The sequence below is a fragment of the Streptomyces sp. R28 genome (assembly GCF_041052385.1).
In the GTDB taxonomy this organism is placed as follows: Bacteria; Actinomycetota; Actinomycetes; order Streptomycetales; family Streptomycetaceae; genus Streptomyces.
This window is the reverse complement of record NZ_CP163439.1, coordinates 3,692,148-3,711,357: the sequence shown is the minus strand read 5'-3', so window position 1 is coordinate 3,711,357 and position 19,210 is coordinate 3,692,148. Positions and strand designations below refer to the sequence as shown.

Genomic DNA, 19,210 nt, shown 5'->3' with positions numbered 1-19,210 from the left:
CGCCAGGTCATTCCTGGTTATTGCGCTCGATGGCGCGTGTACGACGAACATGCACCTGCGGGACACCTGTTGGGCACCCGTCTTGTCCGGATTCATCCGGACTAAGAGGTGCATATATGCAGGAGCCGACTCCGATGAAATGATCAGAGTGCGCAGAATTCGAAATACCCGCGAACACGTTGTGTGCCGATGGAAACGATCCCGTCGAATTCCCTGCGCGAGTGTCGCCTCGAAATGCTGTACGGGCACGACGTGAGAGGTCGGTGGGGGCGGAGGGTCCGCACAGATCCGGCACAGGTGTGGCGAACGAAACGTCACGTGCCGCATAGCGGGGCCCGGTTGGTGGCACGATGGTTCTGGCGGGGGTGCGAGGGGTGCATCCCCGGGCCGGGAGAGCGGACCGACCGAGGGTGTGATCTGTTGTGGCCATTTCGCTGTCAGTGGTGTTGCTGTTGGCGATCATTTTGGTGGTGTTGATCCGTGGCGGATCCCTGAAGGCCGGCCCCGCCGTCGTCGCCGTGCTGTTCGGCTTCTTCCTTGCCTCGACGGGCATGGCCGACGACATCCAGCGGTTCCTCAACTCGATAGCCGAGACGATCAACTCCATCCAGTTCTAGGGTCCGCCGGGCGGCCTGGAAGGGTACGGATACCCTCGTTCGTGATCGTCGAACGGTACGGAACGGGGGAACGTACGGAATGGCGCTGCGCGAGACCGACCCGTCGGAGGTGGGCGGCTACCGGATCGAGGACCGCCTCGGCTCCGGTGGCATGGGCGTGGTCTACCTGGCGCGCTCCGACTCCGGTCGTCGCCTCGCCCTCAAGGTCGTGCACGCGCAGTACGCCGACGACGACGAGTTCCGCACCCGTTTCCGTCGCGAGGTGGCCGCCGCCCGCCAGGTTAGCGGCGCCTTCACGGCTCCCGTCGTGGACGCGGACGCCGACGCGCCGCGCCCCTGGATGGCCACGCTCTACATCCCGGGCGAGGACCTCGGCAGCCACGTCCGCCGCCACGGCCCCCTGCCGCTGCCGAAGTTGCGTGAACTCGCCGCCGGCCTCGCCGAGGCCCTGCGGGACATCCACCGCGCCGGCATGGTCCACCGTGACCTGAAACCGGCCAATGTGATGCTCGCCGACGACGGCCCCCGCGTCATCGACTTCGGTATCTCCCGCGCCACCGAGTTCGCGGCACAGGACGTTCTCACCCAGACCGGGCGCGTGATGGGCACCCCGCCCTATATGTCCCCGGAACAGTTCTTCTCTCCCCAGGACGTGGGCCCGGCCGCCGACGTCTTCTCCCTCGGCTCGGTCGTCGCGTACGCCGCCACCGGCCACGGCCCGTTCGACAGCCCGAGCCCCTACGAGACGGCCGTACGCGTCGTGGACGGCACCCCGGAACTTGACGACGTCCCGCCCGAGTTGCTCCCCTTCGTCCACCTCTGCCTGGAAAAGCACCCCAAGTCCCGGCCGACGCCGGACGAATTGCTGGGACTGCTGCGCGACGGCCACGCCCCCGAGCCGAGGCCGGATCCCACGCCTGCCGCGGCCGAGGAGACCCCTCCCGTACGACGTCCGAAGCGCCGCAGGCGCCTGTGGCTGGCCACCGCACTGGGTGCCGCCTTCCTCGCCGCCGTGACCGCGACCACGGTCGCCGTCACAGGTGGTGACGACGCAGCCCCGGGTGACCTGCCGACCGGGTGGCAGAACTGGCGAAAGAAGTCGAAGGACCCGAGCGTCGACAAGGAGCCGGTGGGCGCCAGCAACCCGTTCAACCGCTGCGCTGCCACCGGCAGGTCCCTGGTGTGTGCCGGCGACGACGTCATGGCGACCCGCTTCGCCCTCGCCGACGGCCGCAACACCTGGGCCCGGCCCATCGACGAGACGGCGGACGACCTCGGCAGCAGCTCCGGGGGCACGATCATCACCGCACGCAGCGGCCGGGCGTACGTCTACGGCGCCGACGACCGGCCCATCGGCGGCGAAGGGCTGTCCCGGACCCGCTACACGGTCCAGGCCCTCGACGCCGAGACCGGCAAGGTGATCTGGAAGACCGTCACCGGCGACGGCGACGCGGCCACGGAGCCGAACAGCGAACAGGGCGCCTCCACCGCCGTACCCGCCGGCATCATCACCACCTACGGCAACGAGTCGAAGTACTACGCCCTGCTCGACGCCGAGGACGGCAAGGTCCGCTGGAAGCGCCCGCTGCCCAACCCTCAGGAGCAGCCCTGCCTGCTGCGCAGCGTGGCCCGGCACGCGTACCTGGTCTGCGCGCACTTCACCGGCACCGAAATCACCGCCACGAGCATCGCGCAACTCGACCCGACCACCGGACGGCCCAACTGGACCGTGAAGGCAAAGGCCGACCAGGACCTCGCCGGACAGGCGGACGGACGCCTCGTGCTGGTGAGCTCGCTCGGCACCCACCGCACCGTGACCCTGATCAACGCCACGTCGCACGTCCTGACGACCGTACGGCTCTCTCCGGCCCAGCCCGAGCAGTCGGCCGTCCACCTCGTGGGCGGGACCCTGTACTTCACCCTCCCCGGCGGCAGCGTCCGCGCGGTCGACCCGGGCACGGGGCGCCAGCTCTGGAAGACCGACTCCACGGTGGAGAAGTCGGGCGCCCCGGCCGCGTCCGCCACCCGCCTGTACCTGGCGTCCCCCAGCGGCCGCCTCGCCGCCATCGACCGTCGCACCGGCAGAGTCGTCGCGACCAGCCCGGGCCGCGACGACAGCGGCCTCCTCGACTTCATGGGCTCCACCGGCGCCCCCGTCGTCCTCGTCGGCGACGCCCTCTACATCCCGTACGGCATCCGCTCCGTCTACACCGTGGACGCACGCACCCTGTGAAACCCGGAGGCCAAAGGAGATCATGAGCGCATGAGTCCTGGATTACGTCGCACGGTCGGCACAGCGAGTCTGCTGGTCGGCATCGATGTCGCGGCGGACGTCCAGCCCCCGAAAACGATCAGGGCCAGGTCGAGGAATCATCCTCTGACCTGGCCCTGAGCCGTATGGAGCGGGCGACGGGAATCGAACCCGCGTAGCTAGTTTGGAAGATCGCGTATGAGGATGTCGGCTCATCTGGGAGAACGTCGACCTGCGCGTTCCTGGTGCGCTCGCCGTCGTTCCTTTGTGCTCCCCGCTGGATGCCGTCCGATCGGGCACGAGAAGGACACGGGCTCTGAGGCTCTCCCGGGCCGCTTGGGCCCTCTTCAGTCGGGTACGCACATCATGCTGTGGCGGTGATGGAGGATCGGCCCGGGAGCTTCGTCAAACGCCAGCGGAAGGGCTCTGGGACGTCTTTGGCGGGCAACTCCACCATGGCCAGGCTCACCCACCGGTCGTAGTTGGTTGGGTAGACACGAACCGGGGCGCCGCACTTGGGACAAGTTGGCGGCTCGATCCATGACACGTCGTCGGGGTCAGGGTCGGACCTTGGTGCGGCTGCGGCCCCATCGAGTTCGGCCATCTCGTTCGCGAGGATGTTCCAGCACGACTCGCAGAGCCTCGCCATGAGGTCGATTCGGCCTCGATCGCACACGGTTGGGCGCGCCTCACCGCAGTGATGGCATAACCGCTCTTGATCCCTCAATGCCCCCATGTGTTCGAGTGTGCGTGAATCTGACCGGATCGCAGTAGGTAGCGATTCAGCCTCGTTCGGTGATCGTGCCTCACCTGGGCCGGCGGATGAGCGGCTCAAGCAACGTCGGCTGCGGTCAGTAGCCGAAGAAGTGACGGGCCGGGTCTCTGACCTGCGGCCGTGCATTCGGTCAACGCTGCGACCTGCGACTTAGCCGTCGGTGGTTGTCAGCGTTGGTCGTCATTGAGCACCCCCGCACGGCCCAGAGACGGCCCGAGCGGGGGTGCACTCGGCCGTCCACGATCGGCACATCCCCCGGACTAGTTTTGCCGCCTGCTTCATGGGCACACGGCCAGCGACACTCCGCGGAGGTACTGAGATGAGTGCCGGAGAACGGGCCAAGGCGAAGGCCGAACAGGTGGTCGGAAAGACTGTGCGGAAGGCGGCCCACGCTGTGCACAAAGGAACCCTCGAAGCAAAAGGCGCCGCTCTCGAAGCACGGGGCATGATGCGCGGCGCGAAAGAACGGTCCAAAGGCTCCCTCAAGCACTGACAGGTCGCTGCTGTACCGCACCGAGGGCCTGACCACGGTGGTCAGGCCCTCGGCGTGTGTCCGGTCCGATTGCCTACAAGCGTGGTGGGAGTTCCTCGTCCTGGTCGGCTGGGCGGACGGCCATGGCGACAGCGCGGCCGGCGTGGTTGCTGTACTCCGCTGCTGTACGACAGGCCGATACGGAGGGGTCAGCGTGTGTCTGCGCCTATTCCCTGCTCGGCTGCGGCCAGGGCCAAGATCGCCTCAACCTGAGCCGCCGCGATGGCTGTGTCGTACTGACGCTTCTTGGCCGCGGACTTCGCATCAACCGCTTCGAGCAGTTCGCGGGCGTTTTGAGCGTGGGTGGCGTAGTCAGCCATCAGACCTCCCTTGTCTGTGGTACGCACCATAGCGATCACGCGAGGTCGGCGAAGTCTCAATCAATCCAGCAGGGCGCCGTCCATGAATTGAGGACGGCGCCCTGTCGTGCAGAGGCTTTGCGGTGCGGCCTCATCCTTATCAGGTCGATCACGGCGCCTACCGAAGCCTGCGTTTCGCCGATAGAGCGACTCGACGCCAGCCGCTGAAGTGCGTCGGAATCCGGCCGTGTTCGCGGCTGTTGGTGTCAGCCGCTGGTGTCAGACATCGGTGGCCCACTTGACGGTTGTCCTGGCCGGGGAGTACTGGCGCCGCTCAATTTGCGTCGCCAGCATGACGAGCCTTGGCGAACACTCCAGCCTGGAGTTGAAGCACCGCACCGAGCACGATGATCCCCAGGGCAATGGTGGAAACAACCATCCCCGCTCCGAAAGAGAAGTCGAGAAGTCTAGCTCCGCCGTCCAGGACGAAGCCGCCCCCCATCGCTATCCGACCCCAACCAGCCCTAGGCGACCGCGCGTACTCTGCGATTCCCCGGCTGCCGGTCAAGGTCAACACGCCCAGGACTACGACAAAGCAGCCGGAACCCAACATGATCCACGCAGACATGGCACCCCTCCGCGGGAAGGCTATTGCACGGGCAGGGCCTGCAGCCTTGCGGTGCGGCAAAGCACCGGTACAGGGCGTGCCAAGCCGCACCCGCTTCCCTCCTCGACCCACCGTCCACCCCAGCTCCCATCCCGTCCGCCGTCGACCCACACACCGTGGAGCGGGCGTGGTTCATGGCGTCCAGGTGGAGCGCGCCACTGTACGAACGACCTGGACGCCATGGGCCGCGTCTGCTCGGCTCTGCCTGGGACGATGGTGGACGGGATGGGAGCTCCCCGCGCACACCACTACGGGCCCGCAGCCGGGAACGGCGCCCCCTCCATCCCGGTGTCGGCCGATCCCCCGCCGGAGGCTTGCTCTGACCTGCGGAAATCCGCTAGGCGACTCGCCCCTCCCTGATCTTCTCCCGCCACGGCCCGGAGGGTTCGACAGCACCGAGCCGTCGCGCACCTGTCTTTTGGATCAAAGCGTCTGTTGGTCCGTGGCGGACCGTGCGATCGGGCCTGTGGGGCAGTGCCGTTGTCCCCAGGTCGGACCTGGTGGTGTGGATCATGGTTGGGGTTCAGGCTCGGTCCGGTGCGTCGGCCCTTGGCGGGCCAGAGTGAAAAGCGTGATCACCCCGGGGCAACTTGGTGCCGCGGGGCCGGGGGCCGGGGCGGCGCGGGCCGAAGGCAGGAGCGAAGCCCCGAGCCCTCGAGCCGCGCGGGGGGCCGCAGTGCGGGCCGGTGGTGTGTAAGGGTGCCACTCCTCGTCGTAACCACTTCAACGGGCTATGGCACAAGGTTTGTGCCGAGGTTGGGATCAAGGGACTGCGCTTCCATGATCTTCGGCATATGGGCAACACCCTGGCGTCTCAGACGGACGCCAGCACGCGCGAGCTGATGACCCGGCTCGGCCAGAGTTCGACCCGTGCGGCGCTGATCTATCAGCACGGTTCGCGCAAGCGAGAGCGCGAGATTGCGAGCGGCGTTGACGTGATGATCGTGGACGCTCTGAAGCGCCGGCCTCGCTCGAAGGGGCACGCAGGGGGCACGGAGGGCTGATTCGGCCCGAGGAATGCGGAAGGCCCAGGGAGAGGAAACGACCTCTCGCCTGGGCCTTCGACGTACAGAGCGGGCGACGGGAATCGAACCCGCGTAGCTAGTTTGGAAGACTAGGGCTCTACCATTGAGCTACGCCCGCACAGGACGCGCCGCAGGTCAGGTGACCGCGGCACTGCAGGCATCGTAGCGGGTCACGCCCCCTCGACGCACACCCGTTGCCACACGCCCGGGACCGCGACCGGCGTCGGCGAAATGCGGCGGCCCCACTGCCTGCGGGCATGTACCCTACGTGTCGCACCAACACGGGGTGTGGCGCAGCTTGGTAGCGCGTCCGCTTTGGGAGCGGAAGGCCGTGGGTTCAAATCCCGCCACCCCGACCACGACCGGTCCACACCGGCCACACGCGCGACGACCTCGGGTGATCGCGTCCCTTGATCGCCTTTGGGACGTGTCGCCGCTGCCGTTACTATGCAAGCTGCACGCCCGTGTGTCTCTCCGTACAGAAGTCACGAGGTCCTCCGGGCGGCGAATCCGCCGGAACCAGTCTGGCTCCGGCAGAACCCAAGAAGTCAGCCACAAGGAGACCGAACCGTGAAGAGCGCCGTGGAGACCCTGAACCCGACCCGGGTTCGGCTCACTGTCGAGGTGCCCTTCGAGGAGCTCAAGGACAGCCTCGACGCGGCGTACAAGAAGATCAACCAGCAGGTCACGGTGAAGGGCTTCCGTAAGGGCAAGATCCCGGCCCGCGTCATCGACCAGCGGTTCGGCCGCGGTGCGGTCCTGGAGGAGGCGGTCAACGACGCGCTTCCGAAGTTCTACACCGAGGCGGTCAACGAGGCCGAGCTCAACGTCCTGGGCCAGCCCGAGGTCGACATCACCGAGCTGAAGGACGGCGAGACGCTGAACTTCACCGCCGAGGTCGACATCCGCCCGACCATCGAGATCCCGGACTACTCCGGCATCGAGGTCGAGGTCGACGCCGTCGAGGTCAGCGACGAGGACGTCGAGAAGTCGGTCGAGCAGCTCCGCGAGCGCTTCGCCTCGACCTCCCCGGTCGAGCGTGCCGCCGAGGACGGCGACGTCGTCACCCTCGACCTGCAGGCCAAGGTCGAGGGCGAGGTCCTGGAGGACGGAGTCGCCGAGGGCGTCTCCTACACCATCGGCTCCGGCGAGCTGCTGGACGGCATCGACGACGCCGTGAAGGGCCTGGAGGCCGGCACTGAGGCCACCTTCACGTCCGAGCTCAAGGGCGGCTCGGCGGCGGGCAAGGAGGCCGAGGTCACCGTCAAGGTCACCCAGGTCGCCGCGCGCGAACTGCCCGAGCTGGACGACGAGTTCGCGCAGCTCGCCTCCGAGTTCGACACCCTGGACGAGCTCAAGGCCGACAGCCGCAAGCGCCTCGAGAACATGAAGCAGTACGACCAGGCCACGCAGGCCCAGGAGCGTGTCCTGGAGAAGCTGCTGGAGCTGGTCGAGGTGCCCGTCCCCGAGAAGCTGCTCGAGGACGAGATCAACACCCGTAAGCACAACCTCGAGCACCACCAGCTCGGCCAGATGGGTCTCGACCTCGAGAAGTACCTCGAGATCCAGGGCAAGACGGTCGAGGAGTTCGACGCCGAGACCAAGGAAGCCGCGGTCAAGGGCATCAAGACGCAGTTCGTCCTCGACGAGCTCGTCAAGCAGGAGAAGCTGAACGTCAACCAGGAGGAGCTCACCGAGCACCTCATGCGCCGCGCCGCTTCCTCCGGCATGTCCCCCGACCAGTTCGCCCAGGCGGTCGTCGAGGGCGGCCAGGTTCCGCTCCTGGTCGGCGAGGTCGCCCGCGGCAAGGCCCTGGCCGTCGTGGTCGAGAAGGCCACGGTCAAGGACACCAACGGCGAGGTCATCGACCTGGACGACGAGGACGAGGTCGAGCAGGCCACGGAGGCGGTCGAGGCCGCCGAGGGCACCGCCGACGAGGCCGCCGAGGAGAAGACCGAGGGCTGAGCCCACGGCGCCTTGCAGCTCGTAGGAAGGGCCCTGGGGATGCACCATCCCCGGGGCCCTTCTGTCGTACCGGCTGAGTGCGGCGCCCCTCCGGGTGCGCGGGGGCCGTATCGATCTGAGGCCCGCCGCGCGGGCGCGACCAGCCACGATCGAGCCGCGGCCGCCCCCTGCCCGGCGAAGCTGCGGCGAGAATCCCGGCCCACTCGGCGAAGCCGCCGCGCTACGCCCCCGGCGAACACTCACGGAACCGGGATGGCACTGCCCGGCCTGCGCGTTAGGGTCCATGAATATGAGGGCAGGGGAGCCCCCGTTGCCCACAGAAGACGTAAGACGGCCCGGCGCCGTCGTAAGACGAGCAGGTGGATACGTGACGAATCTGATGCCCTCCGCCGCCGGCGAGCCTTCCATCGGTGGTGGCCTCGGCGACCAGGTCTACAACCGGCTGCTCAACGAGCGGATCATCTTCCTCGGCCAGCCGGTCGACGACGACATCGCGAACAAGATCACCGCACAGCTGCTGCTCCTTGCCGCTGACCCGGACAAGGACATCTACCTCTACATCAACAGCCCCGGCGGCTCGATCACGGCCGGCATGGCGATCTACGACACCATGCAGTTCATCAAGAACGACGTGGTGACCATCGCCATGGGCCTCGCCGCCTCGATGGGCCAGTTCCTGCTCAGCGCGGGCACCCCCGGCAAGCGCTTCGCGCTGCCGAACGCCGAGATCCTGATCCACCAGCCCTCCGCGGGTCTGGCCGGCTCGGCCTCCGACATCAAGATCCACGCCGAGCGGCTGCTGCACACCAAGAAGCGCATGGCCGAGCTCACGTCGCAGCACACCGGTCAGACGATCGAGCAGATCACCCGGGACTCGGACCGCGACCGCTGGTTCGACGCCCTCGAGGCCAAGGAGTACGGCCTCATCGACGACGTGATTCCCACGGCCGCCGGTATGCCGGGCGGCGGCGGCACCGGGGCCTGAGGCCCCAGGACAGCCCCCAGTCGACCGCCTCAGCCCCTAGGAGACAGATAGTGAACGACTTCCCCGGCAACGGCCTGTACGACCGCACACGCGCCGAGTACGCGGGCCCCGTGGCCGAGTCCCGGTACGTCATCCCGCGCTTCGTCGAGCGCACCTCGCAGGGCATTCGCGAGTACGACCCGTACGCGAAGCTCTTCGAGGAGCGCGTGATCTTCCTCGGCGTGCAGATCGACGACGCCTCCGCCAACGACGTCATGGCGCAGCTGCTGTGCCTGGAGTCGATGGACCCCGACCGGGACATCTCGGTCTACATCAACAGCCCGGGCGGCTCCTTCACCGCGCTCACGGCCATCTACGACACGATGCAGTTCGTGAAGCCGGACATCCAGACGGTCTGCATGGGCCAGGCGGCCTCCGCCGCCGCCATCCTGCTGGCCGCCGGCACGCCCGGCAAGCGCATGGCGCTGCCCAACGCGCGGGTGCTGATCCACCAGCCGTACAGTGAGACCGGCCGCGGTCAGGTCTCCGACCTGGAGATCGCCGCCAACGAGATCCTCCGGATGCGCGCGCAGCTGGAGGAGATGCTGGCCAAGCACTCCACCACGCCGATCGAGAAGATCCGCGAGGACATCGAGCGCGACAAGATCCTCACGGCCGAGGACGCGCTGTCGTACGGGCTGATCGACCAGATCATCTCCACCCGGAAGATGAACAACGCCGACGTTCGCTGACGCGGACGGGTAGTGTCTGCTGCCCCTTGGCACGGTTTGAGACGGTGCACGTCAAAGTGAACCGCGCCAAGGGGGGCCCGAACGGGGGGCCAGGCAAGGTACCGTCGACATAAGGCAGCACCAGGAGCCGCTGGATTCGAAAACGTCCAGGCGTCTCCCAGGCGAAGGGGAAGCACACCGTGGCACGCATCGGTGACGGCGGCGATCTGCTCAAGTGCTCGTTCTGCGGCAAGAGCCAGAAGCAGGTCAAGAAGCTCATCGCAGGCCCTGGTGTGTACATCTGCGACGAGTGCATCGATCTCTGCAACGAGATCATCGAGGAAGAACTCGCGGAGACCAGTGAGGTCCGCTGGGAGGAACTGCCCAAGCCGCGCGAGATCTACGAGTTCCTCGAGGGGTACGTGGTCGGCCAGGAGGCGGCGAAGAAGGCCCTCTCCGTCGCCGTCTACAACCACTACAAGCGCGTTCAGGCCGGCGAGAACGGCGGCGGCCAAAGCCGCGAGGACGCCATCGAGTTGGCGAAGTCCAACATCCTGCTGCTGGGCCCCACGGGCTCCGGCAAGACGCTGCTCGCGCAGACCCTGGCGCGCATGCTGAACGTCCCGTTCGCCATCGCCGACGCGACGGCGCTGACGGAGGCGGGCTACGTCGGCGAGGACGTCGAGAACATCCTGCTGAAGCTGATCCAGGCGGCCGACTACGACGTCAAGAAGGCCGAGACCGGGATCATCTACATCGACGAGATCGACAAGGTCGCGCGGAAGAGTGAGAATCCGTCGATCACGCGGGACGTCAGCGGTGAGGGCGTCCAGCAGGCCCTGCTGAAGATCCTGGAGGGCACGACGGCCTCGGTCCCGCCCCAGGGCGGCCGCAAGCACCCGCACCAGGAGTTCATCCAGATCGACACGACGAACGTCCTGTTCATCGTGGGCGGTGCCTTCGCGGGCCTGGAAAAGCTCATCGAGTCCCGGGCGGGCGCCAAGGGCATCGGCTTCGGCGCGACGATCCGCTCCAAGCGCGAGCTGGAGGCCAAGGACCAGTTCGAGGACGTCATGCCCGAGGACCTGGTCAAGTTCGGCATGATCCCCGAGTTCATCGGCCGCCTCCCCGTCATCACCTCGGTCCACAACCTCGACCGCGAGGCCCTGCTCCAGATCCTCGTCGAGCCGCGTAACGCGCTGGTGAAGCAGTACCAGCGCCTCTTCGAACTCGACGGCGTGGAGCTCGACTTCGAGCGCGAGGCGCTGGAGGCCATCGCCGACCAGGCAATCCTCCGCCAGACCGGCGCGCGCGGCCTGCGCGCCATCATGGAGGAGGTCCTGATGTCGGTGATGTACGAGGTGCCGTCCCGCAAGGACGTCGCCCGGGTCGTCATCACGGCGGACGTCGTTCACTCGAACGTGAACCCGACGCTGATTCCGCGAGAGGCGCGCCGCGGACCGGGCGAGCAGAAGTCGGCGTAGCCGCACCGCGGACGTACGGAGCAGACGTACGAAGGGGCCCCGGTCGACCGACCGGGGCCCCTTCGTGGTTGAGGCGTACGGCGTCAGGCCTTGACGCGGATCTCCTGGCGCACCTTCGAGGTGATGTCGATGGCCACGTCCTTGGTGATGTCCGTGGTGGCATCGTTCGGCGACACCATGGTGAGGGTGCTGTAGTCGGCCCAGACACAGAACCAGTTGGTCTTCTCCTTCTTCGTCATGAAGTCCTGGCCCTTGGCGGCCTGGCACTTCATGACGGCGCCGTCGATGTCGGCTGCTTCCGGATCGCCGACCAGTTCGGTCTTGGGAGTGCTGGAGGAGGAGCTCTCCTCGGACGACTTCTTCATGCTCGCGAAGAAGGCGTCCAGAGCCTTCTCCGGGTCGGAGATCTCACCGTAGGCACCCACGAACGTGATGCCCTTGGCGGTCGCCAGCTCGGTCAGGTCCGGCGTGGTGCTGTTCGGGTCGCTGGGGTCGTAGTTGGAGAGGTCAGCGGTCGAGTAGCCGCCGAGCACGGTCGTGCCGTTCTTGATGCCGCTCTTCTCCAGTTCCGACACCGGGTCGTCGCCGCCGGACGCCTGGCCTTCCTTGGTGGCCCGTGTGTACTCGCTGAGCAGCTTCTCCGGAGTCGCCAGCTTGTGCGCCCCGTCGTCCTCGAGGTTGCCCGCGCCGGCGCCACCTCCGCCGCCGAGCACGAAGTACGCCCCCACGCCGATCGCGGCCACGACGGCCACCGCGCCGATGATCAGGCCGGTCTTCTTGTTCCCGCCACCCGGCGCCGGCGGCTGCGGCATCCCGTACGGCGCCTGGCCGTAGGGAGGCTGCTGGCCGTACGGGTTCGGCTGCTGCGGCGGGACGCCGGGGGGCTGCTGCGGATAGCCGTAACCGGGCTGGGGCTGGGCCGGAGGGGCCTGCTGGGGGTAGCCGTAGCCGGGCTGGGGCGCCTGGGGCTGCTGGCCGTACGGACCTGGCTGGCCGTACGGGCCGGGCTGCTGGGGCTGCCCGCCGTACGGGCCCGGCTGGTTGTAGCTCATTTCTGGGTTCCCCTCCAGATGCTTATGCGTTCACGACATCCTGGCGCAATCACAGTGCACGCATGGCATCGGGGTGCCCACCGTTACAGAACAAACGCGTTTCGGGACACGCCGGGGACACCCCTAAACTGAGCGGGTGACCGAGAACGCTCAGCAGCAGCCACCAGCGCCCGACACCGAACTGCCGACCCAGTACGCGCCGGCCGATGTAGAGGGGCCGCTGTACGAGCGCTGGGTAGAGCGGGGTTACTTCGAGGCGGACGCGAAGAGCGAGAAGCCGCCGTACACCATCGTCATCCCGCCGCCGAACGTCACGGGCAGCCTGCACCTCGGGCACGCCTTCGAGCACACCCTCATCGACGCCCTCACCCGCCGTAAGCGCATGCAGGGTTACGAGACGCTGTGGCAGCCCGGCATGGACCACGCCGGTATCGCCACGCAGAACGTCGTCGAGCGCGAGCTCGGCAAGGAGGGCAAGTCCCGGCACGACCTGGGCCGTGAGGCCTTCGTCGAGCGGGTCTGGCAGTGGAAGGCCGAGTCCGGCGGGCAGATCAGCGGACAGATGCGCCGCCTCGGTGACGGCGTCGCGTGGTCGCGCGAGCGCTTCACCATGGACGAGGGGCTGTCCCAGGCCGTCCAGACCATCTTCAAGCGGCTCTACGACGACGAGCTGATCTACCGCGCCGAGCGCATCATCAACTGGTGCCCGCGTTGCCTGACCGCCATCTCGGACATCGAGGTGGAGTACCAGGACGACGACGGCGAACTCGTCTCCATCCGCTACGGCGAGGGCGACGACTCCATCGTCGTGGCGACGACCCGCGCGGAGACGATGCTCGGCGACACCGCCATCGCCGTCCACCCGGAGGACGATCGGTACCGTCATCTCGTCGGCCGTGACATCGAGCTGCCGCTCACCGGCCGCCGTATCCCCGTCGTCGCCGACGAGCACGTCGACCCCGAGTTCGGCACCGGCGCCGTCAAGGTCACCCCGGCCCACGACCCGAACGACTTCGAGATCGGCCAGCGGCACGGCCTGCCGTCCCTCACCGTCATGGACGAGCACGCGGTCATCACGGCGCACGGTCCCTTCCAGGGCCTGGACCGCCTCGAGGCCCGGTCGGCCATCGTCGCCGCGCTGCGCGCCGAGGGCCGGATCGTCGCCGAGAAGCGGCCGTACGTCCACTCGGTCGGCCACTGCTCGCGCTGCAAGACCACCATCGAGCCGCGCCTGTCCATGCAGTGGTGGGTCAAGGTCGGCCCGCTCGCGAAGGCCGCCGGTGACGCGGTCCGTGACGGCAAGGTCAAGATCCATCCGCAGGAGATGGAGAAGCGGTACTTCGACTGGGTCGACAACCTCCACGACTGGTGTATTTCGCGGCAGTTGTGGTGGGGTCACCGCATTCCGGTCTGGTACGGCCCGGAGGGTGAGGTCGTCTGCGTCGGCCCCGACGAGGAGCCGCCGAGCGGTGAGGGCTGGCGTCAGGACACCGACGTCCTCGACACCTGGTTCTCCTCCGGCCTCTGGCCCTTCTCGACCCTCGGCTGGCCCGAACAGACCGAGTCGCTCGCGAAGTTCTACCCGAACTCCGTCCTGGTCACCGGCTACGACATCCTCTTCTTCTGGGTCGCCCGGATGATGATGTTCGGCCTGTACGCGATGGACGGCACCCCGCCGTTCCACACCATCGCCCTGCACGGCATGGTCCGTGACCAGTTCGGCAAGAAGATGTCGAAGTCCTTCGGCAACGCGGTCAACCCGCTGGACTGGATGGACAAGTACGGCAGCGATGCGCTGAGGTTCACCCTTGCCCGTGGCGCGAACCCCGGCGTCGACGTCCCGATCGGCGAGGACTGGGTCCAGGGTTCCCGGAACTTCGCCAACAAGATCTGGAACGCGACCCGCTTCGCGCTGATGAACGGCGCGACGGTGGACGGGCCCCTGCCGGAGCCGTCGGCGATGTCGTCGACGGACCGCTGGATTCTGTCGAGGCTGAACTCGGTGGTGGCCGAAGTCGACGCGTTCTACGACGACTTCCAGTTCGCCAAGCTGTCCGACGCGCTCTTCCACTTCGCCTGGGACGAGGTCTTCGACTGGTACGTCGAGCTGTCCAAGACGACGTTCCAGGCGGGCGGCGAGGCGGCCGAGGTCAGCAAGCGCGTCCTGGGTGAGGTCCTCGACGTCACTCTCAAGCTGCTGCACCCGGTGGTCCCGTTCGTCACGGAGACCCTGTGGACCACCCTCACGGGCGGCGAGTCGGTCGTGATCGCCGAGTGGCCGAAGGCTGTGTCTGTTCCTGGTGCTGACGCACCGGGTGGCTTCCGGGACGCGGCGGCCGAGCAGGAGATCGCCGTTCTGCAGCAGGTCATCACCGAGGTCCGCCGCTTCCGCGCCGACCAGGGCCTGCAGCCGGGCCAGCGCGTCCCGGCCCGCCTGACCCTGGACGGCACGGCGCTCGCCCCGCACGAGCCGGCCATCCGCCAGCTGCTGCGCCTGCAGCCGGAGGGCGAGGCCTTCGCGGCCACGGCGACGCTGCCGGTGGCGGGCGCGGAGGTCGCGCTGGACCTCTCGGGCGTGATCGACGTCGCGGCCGAGCGCAAGCGCCTGGCCAAGGACCTCGCCGCCGCCGAGAAGGAGAAGGCCCAGGCCACGGCCAAGCTCGGCAACGAGGCGTTCCTCGCGAAGGCCCCCGACAACGTCGTGGAGAAGATCCGCGGCCGCCTGGCGAAGGCGGACGAGGACATCGCGCGGATTGCCGCACAGCTGGAGCGCCTGCCGCAGGCCTAGGTGTTCGTACGGCGATGAAGGCCCCCGGAGCTTCTTGGCGGATTCCGGGGGCCTTCGCCGACCCTCCTCGGGGTGCGGGGCCGTGTCGATGTGCGGCTCAGCCGCGTGGGCGCGACCGCCGCAACGCACCCGCAGCCGCCGGGCAACACGACGCACCCCACTCCGTGGGCGCACTGTCAGTCGCCCTCCGTAGACTGGCCCCGTGAGCGACCAGAACGAGCCCGACCCCCTCGACCCCTTCGAAGAGATCATCGCGGCGGAAACCGACCGCGACCCCGATCTCGCGGTCATCGAGGCCGGCAGCCGAACCCTGCGCACCCAGGGCGGAGCCCCGAGCGCAGACGTGCCCGCGCGCCCCGAGGACCCCGAGGTCGACAAGGCCCTGCGCGAGGTCGAGGCGGAGCTCGCGACGCGCTGGGGCGAGACCAAGCTGGAGCCGTCCGTCGCGCGGATCGCCGCGCTCATGGACGTACTGGGCGAGCCGCAGCGGTCGTACCCCTCGATCCACATCACCGGCACCAACGGCAAGACGACGACCGCCCGCATGATCGAGGCCCTCCTCGGCGCCTTCGAGCTGCGCACCGGCCGTTACACCTCGCCGCACGTCCAGTCGATCACCGAGCGGATCAGCCTCGACGGCGCCGCGATCTCCGCCGAGCGCTTCATCGAGACGTACCACGACATCAAGCCGTACATCGAGATGGTCGACGCCTCGCAGGAGTACCGCCTGTCCTTCTTCGAGGTGCTCACGGGCATGGCGTACGCCGCCTTCGCCGACGCGCCCGTCGATGTCGCCGTCGTGGAAGTGGGGATGGGCGGTTCTTGGGACGCCACGAACGTCATCGACGGTGATGTCGCCGTCGTGACGCCCATAGACCTCGACCACACCGACCGCCTCGGCACCACTCCGGGCGAGATCGCCGGCGAGAAGGCCGGCATCATCAAGCAGGACGCCACCGTGATCATGGCCCAGCAGCCGGTGGACGCGGCACAGGTGCTGCTGAAGAAGGCCGTCGAGGTCGACGCGACCGTGGCCCGCGAGGGACTCGAGTTCGGGGTCGTGTCGCGGCAGGTCGCCGTCGGCGGGCAGCTGGCGACCCTGCGCGGGCTGGGCGGTGAGTACACCGAGGTGTATCTGCCGTTGCACGGCGCGCACCAGGCGCACAACGCCGCCGTCGCCCTCGCCGCCGTGGAGGCGTTCTTCGGCGTCGGCGCCGTGCGGGCCGAGCCGCTCGACATCGACACCGTCCGCAAGGCGTTCGCCGCCGTCGCCTCGCCGGGGCGGATGGAGGTCGTACGGCGGTCGCCGACCGTCGTGCTGGACGCGGCCCACAACCCGGCCGGCGCGCGGGTCACCGCCGAGGCGATCGGGGAGGCCTTCGACTTCAGCCGGCTGATCGGCGTCGTGGGCGCGAGCGGCGACAAGAACGTGCGCGGGCTGTTGGAGGCCTTCGAGCCGATCTTCGCCGAGATCGTCGTCACGCAGAACTCCTCGCACCGCGCCATGGACGCCGACGAACTCGCCGCCATCGCCGTCGAGATCTTCGGTGACGAGCGCGTGCAGGTCGAGCCGCGGTTGCCGGACGCCCTGGAGGCCGCGATCACGCTGGCCGAGGAAGAGGGCGAGTTCGCGGGCGGCGGTGTGCTGGTCACCGGGTCCGTCATCACGGTCGGCGAAGCCCGGCTGCTGCTCGGGAAGGGCTGAGTCCGGAAGATGCGTACGCTCTGTTCCTCGACCCTGATCGGCGAGTTTTTCGTCATCGGCTTCGCCGGTCTGGTCGCCATGAAGGATCCCGACCTGTCCATGTCGACGGTGTGGACGGTCAGCGGCATCGCGATGTTCCTGTGCGTGTTGCTGTGCGGTCTGGTGACCCGCCCCGGCGGCGTGGCCCTCGGCTGGGCCCTGCAGATCGCGCTGATCGCCTCCGGCTTCATCGTCCCGACGATGTTCTTCCTGGGCGTGATCTTCGCGGCGCTGTGGTGGGCGTCGGTCCACTTCGGCAAGAAGGTCGACGAGGCGAAGGCGAGATTCGCGGCGCAGGCCGGCGAAAGCAGCCCTTCCGGCGCCTGAGTGCAAGCTGACACTGCGTAACAAGCTCCTGGACACGCCCTGTAACCTCATCCCACCGCACCCCGGCAGTAAGAAGGAGCCCTTCCGTGACCCAGCGCACCCTCGTCCTCCTCAAGCCCGACGCCGTCCGTCGAGGCCTGACCGGCGAGATCATCAGCCGTATCGAGCGCAAGGCCGGCTGGCAGATCACCGCGCTGGAGCTGCGCACGCTGGACCAGGAGACGCTGGAGCAGCACTACGGCGAGCACAAGGGCAAGCCCTTCTACGAGCCGCTGGTGGAGTTCATGGCCTCGGGCCCGGTCGTCGCGCTGATCGTCGAGGGCGAGCGGGTCATCGAGGGGCTGCGTCAGCTCGCCGGCCCGACCGACCCGATCGCCGCCGCGCCGGGCTCCATCCGCGGTGACTACGGTGTGATCGTCCGCGAGAACCTCATCCACGCGTCCGACTCCGAGGAGTCCGCCGAGCGCGAGGTGAAGATCTTCTTTCCGGGCCGCGCGTAGCGCCTGCGGCGGTTGAACCAAAAGGGTGTGGGGACAAGTCTCCACACCCGAGTGCATATGCGCGGCGATCGAGGGAACGAGTGCCCCCGATGGCCCGTCTCCACAAGCGGGGCGACTCGCCATCTGATGACAATGGCGAAGACCCTCCCGCAGTGTTCGCGAAGGCGCGTCTACGATGGAAGCCTTCACGTCACAGCACCCACTTCGCCGACCTGAAAAGCCATCAAAAGCTCCCAGGAAGGCCAGACGAATCCTGATGGGGAACTCAATGTCGTTCATCGGCCGTGACATGGCTGTCGACCTCGGGACCGCCAACACGCTGGTGTACGTCAGGGGTCGCGGGATCGTACTCAACGAGCCGTCCGTCGTCGCGATCAACACCAACACCGGTGGCATCCTCGCGGTCGGTGCCGAAGCGAAGAAGATGATCGGGCGCACGCCCGGCAACATCGTTGCCGTACGTCCGTTGAAGGACGGCGTGATCGCCGACTTCGAGATCACCGAGCGGATGCTCCGCTACTTCATCCTGAAGATCCACAAGCGGCGGTATCTGGCTCGTCCGCGGGTCGTCGTCTGTGTGCCCTCGGGCATCACGGGCGTCGAGCGCCGCGCCGTCATCGAGGCGTCGTCCCAGGCCGGCGCCCGCCAGGTGCACATCATCGAGGAGCCCATGGCCGCGGCCATCGGCTCCGGCCTGCCGGTCCACGAGGCCACGGGCAACATGGTGGTCGACATCGGCGGCGGCACCACGGAGGTCGCGGTCATCTCCCTCGGCGGCATCGTCACCGCCCAGTCCATCCGCGTCGCGGGCGACGAGCTGGACAACGCGATCATCCAGCACATCAAGAAGGAGTACTCCCTTCTGCTGGGTGAGCGCACGGCCGAGCAGATCAAGATCACGATCGGTTCGGCGTACGACCTCGACGCTGACGAGCACACCGAAATCCGCGGCCGGGACCTGGTCTCCGGGCTGCCGAAGACCGTCGTCATCTCCGCGGCCGAAGTGCGCAAGGCCATCGAGGAGCCGGTCAACGCGATCGTCGACGCGGTGAAGACGACCCTCGACAAGTGCCCGCCGGAGCTGTCCGGCGACATCATGGACCGAGGAATCGTTCTGACCGGCGGCGGCGCCCTGCTGCGCGGCCTCGACGAGCGCCTGCGCCGCGAGACCGGCATGCCGATCCACATCGCCGAGGACCCGCTGGACAGCGTTGCGCTCGGCTCCGGCAAGTGCGTCGAGGAGTTCGAGGCGTTGCAGCAGGTGCTGGATGCCCAGCCGCGCAGATGACGTAACTCTTCGATTCCGCCGTACGGGATGATCTCCTCTCGTACGGCGGATCGTTGATATAGAGGCATAAGCTCCCCGAAGAGCCTCGAACATCCGCATACATGCTCTGCCTACAAGCTCCGCAGACAAACTCCGTATACAGAACCCTTCGGGTTTCCCAGGGGTTTCCGCAATTCCTATGAGGAAGGGCACGGCCGCCGC

15 protein-coding genes and 2 tRNA genes are annotated in these 19,210 nt (G+C 67.8%); 13 read left to right on the top strand and 4 right to left on the bottom strand.

The genetic code is table 11. From position 1 onward, the window contains the following. Positions 1 to 422: 422 nt before the first annotated feature. Positions 423 to 617 carry a hypothetical protein gene (locus AB5J49_RS16360; RefSeq protein WP_030044846.1) on the top strand — a complete coding sequence of 65 codons (195 nt, stop codon included), beginning with the start codon at positions 423 to 425 and terminating at the stop codon, positions 615 to 617. 79 nt (positions 618 to 696) lie between these two features. After that, entirely contained in the window at positions 697 to 2,850 is a 2,154-nt protein-coding gene (locus AB5J49_RS16355) for a PQQ-binding-like beta-propeller repeat protein (RefSeq protein WP_369169364.1), read from the top strand. A 382-nt stretch (positions 2,851 to 3,232) separates the two neighbouring features. Here the strand turns inward: AB5J49_RS16355 and AB5J49_RS16350 are convergent, their stop codons facing one another. Both AB5J49_RS16350 and AB5J49_RS16345 read right to left on the bottom strand, forming a co-directional pair. Then, complete coding sequence (locus tag AB5J49_RS16350; protein WP_369175153.1) at positions 3,233 to 3,472, bottom strand: DUF6083 domain-containing protein; 240 nt, start codon at positions 3,470 to 3,472, stop codon at positions 3,233 to 3,235. Between the two features lie 852 nt (positions 3,473 to 4,324). Continuing rightward, a complete protein-coding gene (locus AB5J49_RS16345) occupies positions 4,325 to 4,495 on the bottom strand; it encodes a hypothetical protein (protein WP_369169363.1) in 171 nt (56 codons plus the stop codon). Between the two features lie 1,440 nt (positions 4,496 to 5,935). On the opposite strand from AB5J49_RS16345, the gene AB5J49_RS16340 reads away from it, so the two are divergent. Beyond that, positions 5,936 to 6,145, top strand: coding sequence for a hypothetical protein (locus tag AB5J49_RS16340; protein ID WP_369169362.1), 210 nt, complete (start codon positions 5,936 to 5,938; stop codon positions 6,143 to 6,145). Positions 6,146 to 6,213: 68 nt separating this feature from the next. Here the strand turns inward: AB5J49_RS16340 and AB5J49_RS16335 are convergent. Continuing rightward, a tRNA-Gly gene (locus AB5J49_RS16335) sits at positions 6,214 to 6,284 on the bottom strand. 164 nt (positions 6,285 to 6,448) lie between these two features. On the opposite strand from AB5J49_RS16335, the gene AB5J49_RS16330 reads away from it, so the two are divergent. From AB5J49_RS16330 to clpX, 5 genes are all read left to right on the top strand, one after another. Continuing rightward, positions 6,449 to 6,525 (top strand) — tRNA-Pro (locus tag AB5J49_RS16330). 211 nt (positions 6,526 to 6,736) lie between these two features. Beyond that, the gene (tig, locus tag AB5J49_RS16325; protein WP_369169361.1) at positions 6,737 to 8,131 is read left to right on the top strand and encodes a trigger factor; all 1,395 of its coding nucleotides are present in this window, start codon (positions 6,737 to 6,739) and stop codon (positions 8,129 to 8,131) included. Positions 8,132 to 8,510: 379 nt separating this feature from the next. Then, the gene (locus tag AB5J49_RS16320) at positions 8,511 to 9,116 is read left to right on the top strand and encodes an ATP-dependent Clp protease proteolytic subunit (RefSeq protein WP_369175152.1); all 606 of its coding nucleotides are present in this window, start codon (positions 8,511 to 8,513) and stop codon (positions 9,114 to 9,116) included. Positions 9,117 to 9,166: 50 nt separating this feature from the next. Further along, entirely contained in the window at positions 9,167 to 9,847 is a 681-nt protein-coding gene (locus AB5J49_RS16315) for an ATP-dependent Clp protease proteolytic subunit (RefSeq protein WP_274238924.1), read from the top strand. A 179-nt stretch (positions 9,848 to 10,026) separates the two neighbouring features. Next, on the top strand, positions 10,027 to 11,310 hold the full coding sequence (clpX, locus tag AB5J49_RS16310; protein WP_369169360.1) for an ATP-dependent Clp protease ATP-binding subunit ClpX: 1,284 nt from the start codon (positions 10,027 to 10,029) through the stop codon (positions 11,308 to 11,310). An 83-nt stretch (positions 11,311 to 11,393) separates the two neighbouring features. Here the strand turns inward: clpX and AB5J49_RS16305 are convergent, their stop codons facing one another. Further along, the gene (locus AB5J49_RS16305; protein ID WP_369169359.1) at positions 11,394 to 12,362 is read right to left on the bottom strand and encodes a hypothetical protein; all 969 of its coding nucleotides are present in this window, start codon (positions 12,360 to 12,362) and stop codon (positions 11,394 to 11,396) included. 136 nt (positions 12,363 to 12,498) lie between these two features. Between AB5J49_RS16305 and AB5J49_RS16300 the strand changes: the two genes are divergently transcribed. The 5 genes from AB5J49_RS16300 to AB5J49_RS16280 all read left to right on the top strand — a co-directional run bounded on the left by AB5J49_RS16300 (position 12,499) and on the right by AB5J49_RS16280 (position 19,009). After that, positions 12,499 to 15,150 carry a valine--tRNA ligase gene (locus AB5J49_RS16300; protein WP_369169358.1) on the top strand — a complete coding sequence of 884 codons (2,652 nt, stop codon included), beginning with the start codon at positions 12,499 to 12,501 and terminating at the stop codon, positions 15,148 to 15,150. A gap of 202 nt (positions 15,151 to 15,352) precedes the next feature. Beyond that, positions 15,353 to 16,855, top strand: a complete 1,503-nt coding sequence (locus tag AB5J49_RS16295; RefSeq protein WP_369169357.1) for a folylpolyglutamate synthase/dihydrofolate synthase family protein — start codon at positions 15,353 to 15,355, stop codon at positions 16,853 to 16,855. A gap of 9 nt (positions 16,856 to 16,864) precedes the next feature. Then, positions 16,865 to 17,221, top strand: a complete 357-nt coding sequence (locus tag AB5J49_RS16290) for a DUF4233 domain-containing protein (protein WP_369169356.1) — start codon at positions 16,865 to 16,867, stop codon at positions 17,219 to 17,221. An 86-nt stretch (positions 17,222 to 17,307) separates the two neighbouring features. After that, the gene (gene ndk, locus AB5J49_RS16285) at positions 17,308 to 17,721 is read left to right on the top strand and encodes a nucleoside-diphosphate kinase (protein WP_004001296.1); all 414 of its coding nucleotides are present in this window, start codon (positions 17,308 to 17,310) and stop codon (positions 17,719 to 17,721) included. 268 nt (positions 17,722 to 17,989) lie between these two features. Then, on the top strand, positions 17,990 to 19,009 hold the full coding sequence (locus tag AB5J49_RS16280) for a rod shape-determining protein (RefSeq protein ID WP_004931372.1): 1,020 nt from the start codon (positions 17,990 to 17,992) through the stop codon (positions 19,007 to 19,009). Positions 19,010 to 19,210: the final 201 nt, after the last annotated feature.

What these genes read in the sequence shown, in the direction of transcription:
- AB5J49_RS16355 (WP_369169364.1), top strand. Translation starts at nt 697, where the DNA reads ATGGCGCTGCGCGAGACCGACCCGTCGGAGGTGGGCGGCTACCGGATC.
- AB5J49_RS16350 (WP_369175153.1), bottom strand. Translation starts at nt 3,472, where the DNA reads ATGGCCGAACTCGATGGGGCCGCAGCCGCACCAAGGTCCGACCCTGAC.
- AB5J49_RS16345 (WP_369169363.1), bottom strand. Translation starts at nt 4,495, where the DNA reads ATGGCTGACTACGCCACCCACGCTCAAAACGCCCGCGAACTGCTCGAA.
- AB5J49_RS16340 (WP_369169362.1), top strand. Translation starts at nt 5,936, where the DNA reads ATGGGCAACACCCTGGCGTCTCAGACGGACGCCAGCACGCGCGAGCTG.
- AB5J49_RS16320 (WP_369175152.1), top strand. Translation starts at nt 8,511, where the DNA reads ATGCCCTCCGCCGCCGGCGAGCCTTCCATCGGTGGTGGCCTCGGCGAC.
- AB5J49_RS16305 (WP_369169359.1), bottom strand. Translation starts at nt 12,362, where the DNA reads ATGAGCTACAACCAGCCGGGCCCGTACGGCGGGCAGCCCCAGCAGCCC.
- AB5J49_RS16290 (WP_369169356.1), top strand. Translation starts at nt 16,865, where the DNA reads ATGCGTACGCTCTGTTCCTCGACCCTGATCGGCGAGTTTTTCGTCATC.
- AB5J49_RS16280 (WP_004931372.1), top strand. Translation starts at nt 17,990, where the DNA reads ATGTCGTTCATCGGCCGTGACATGGCTGTCGACCTCGGGACCGCCAAC.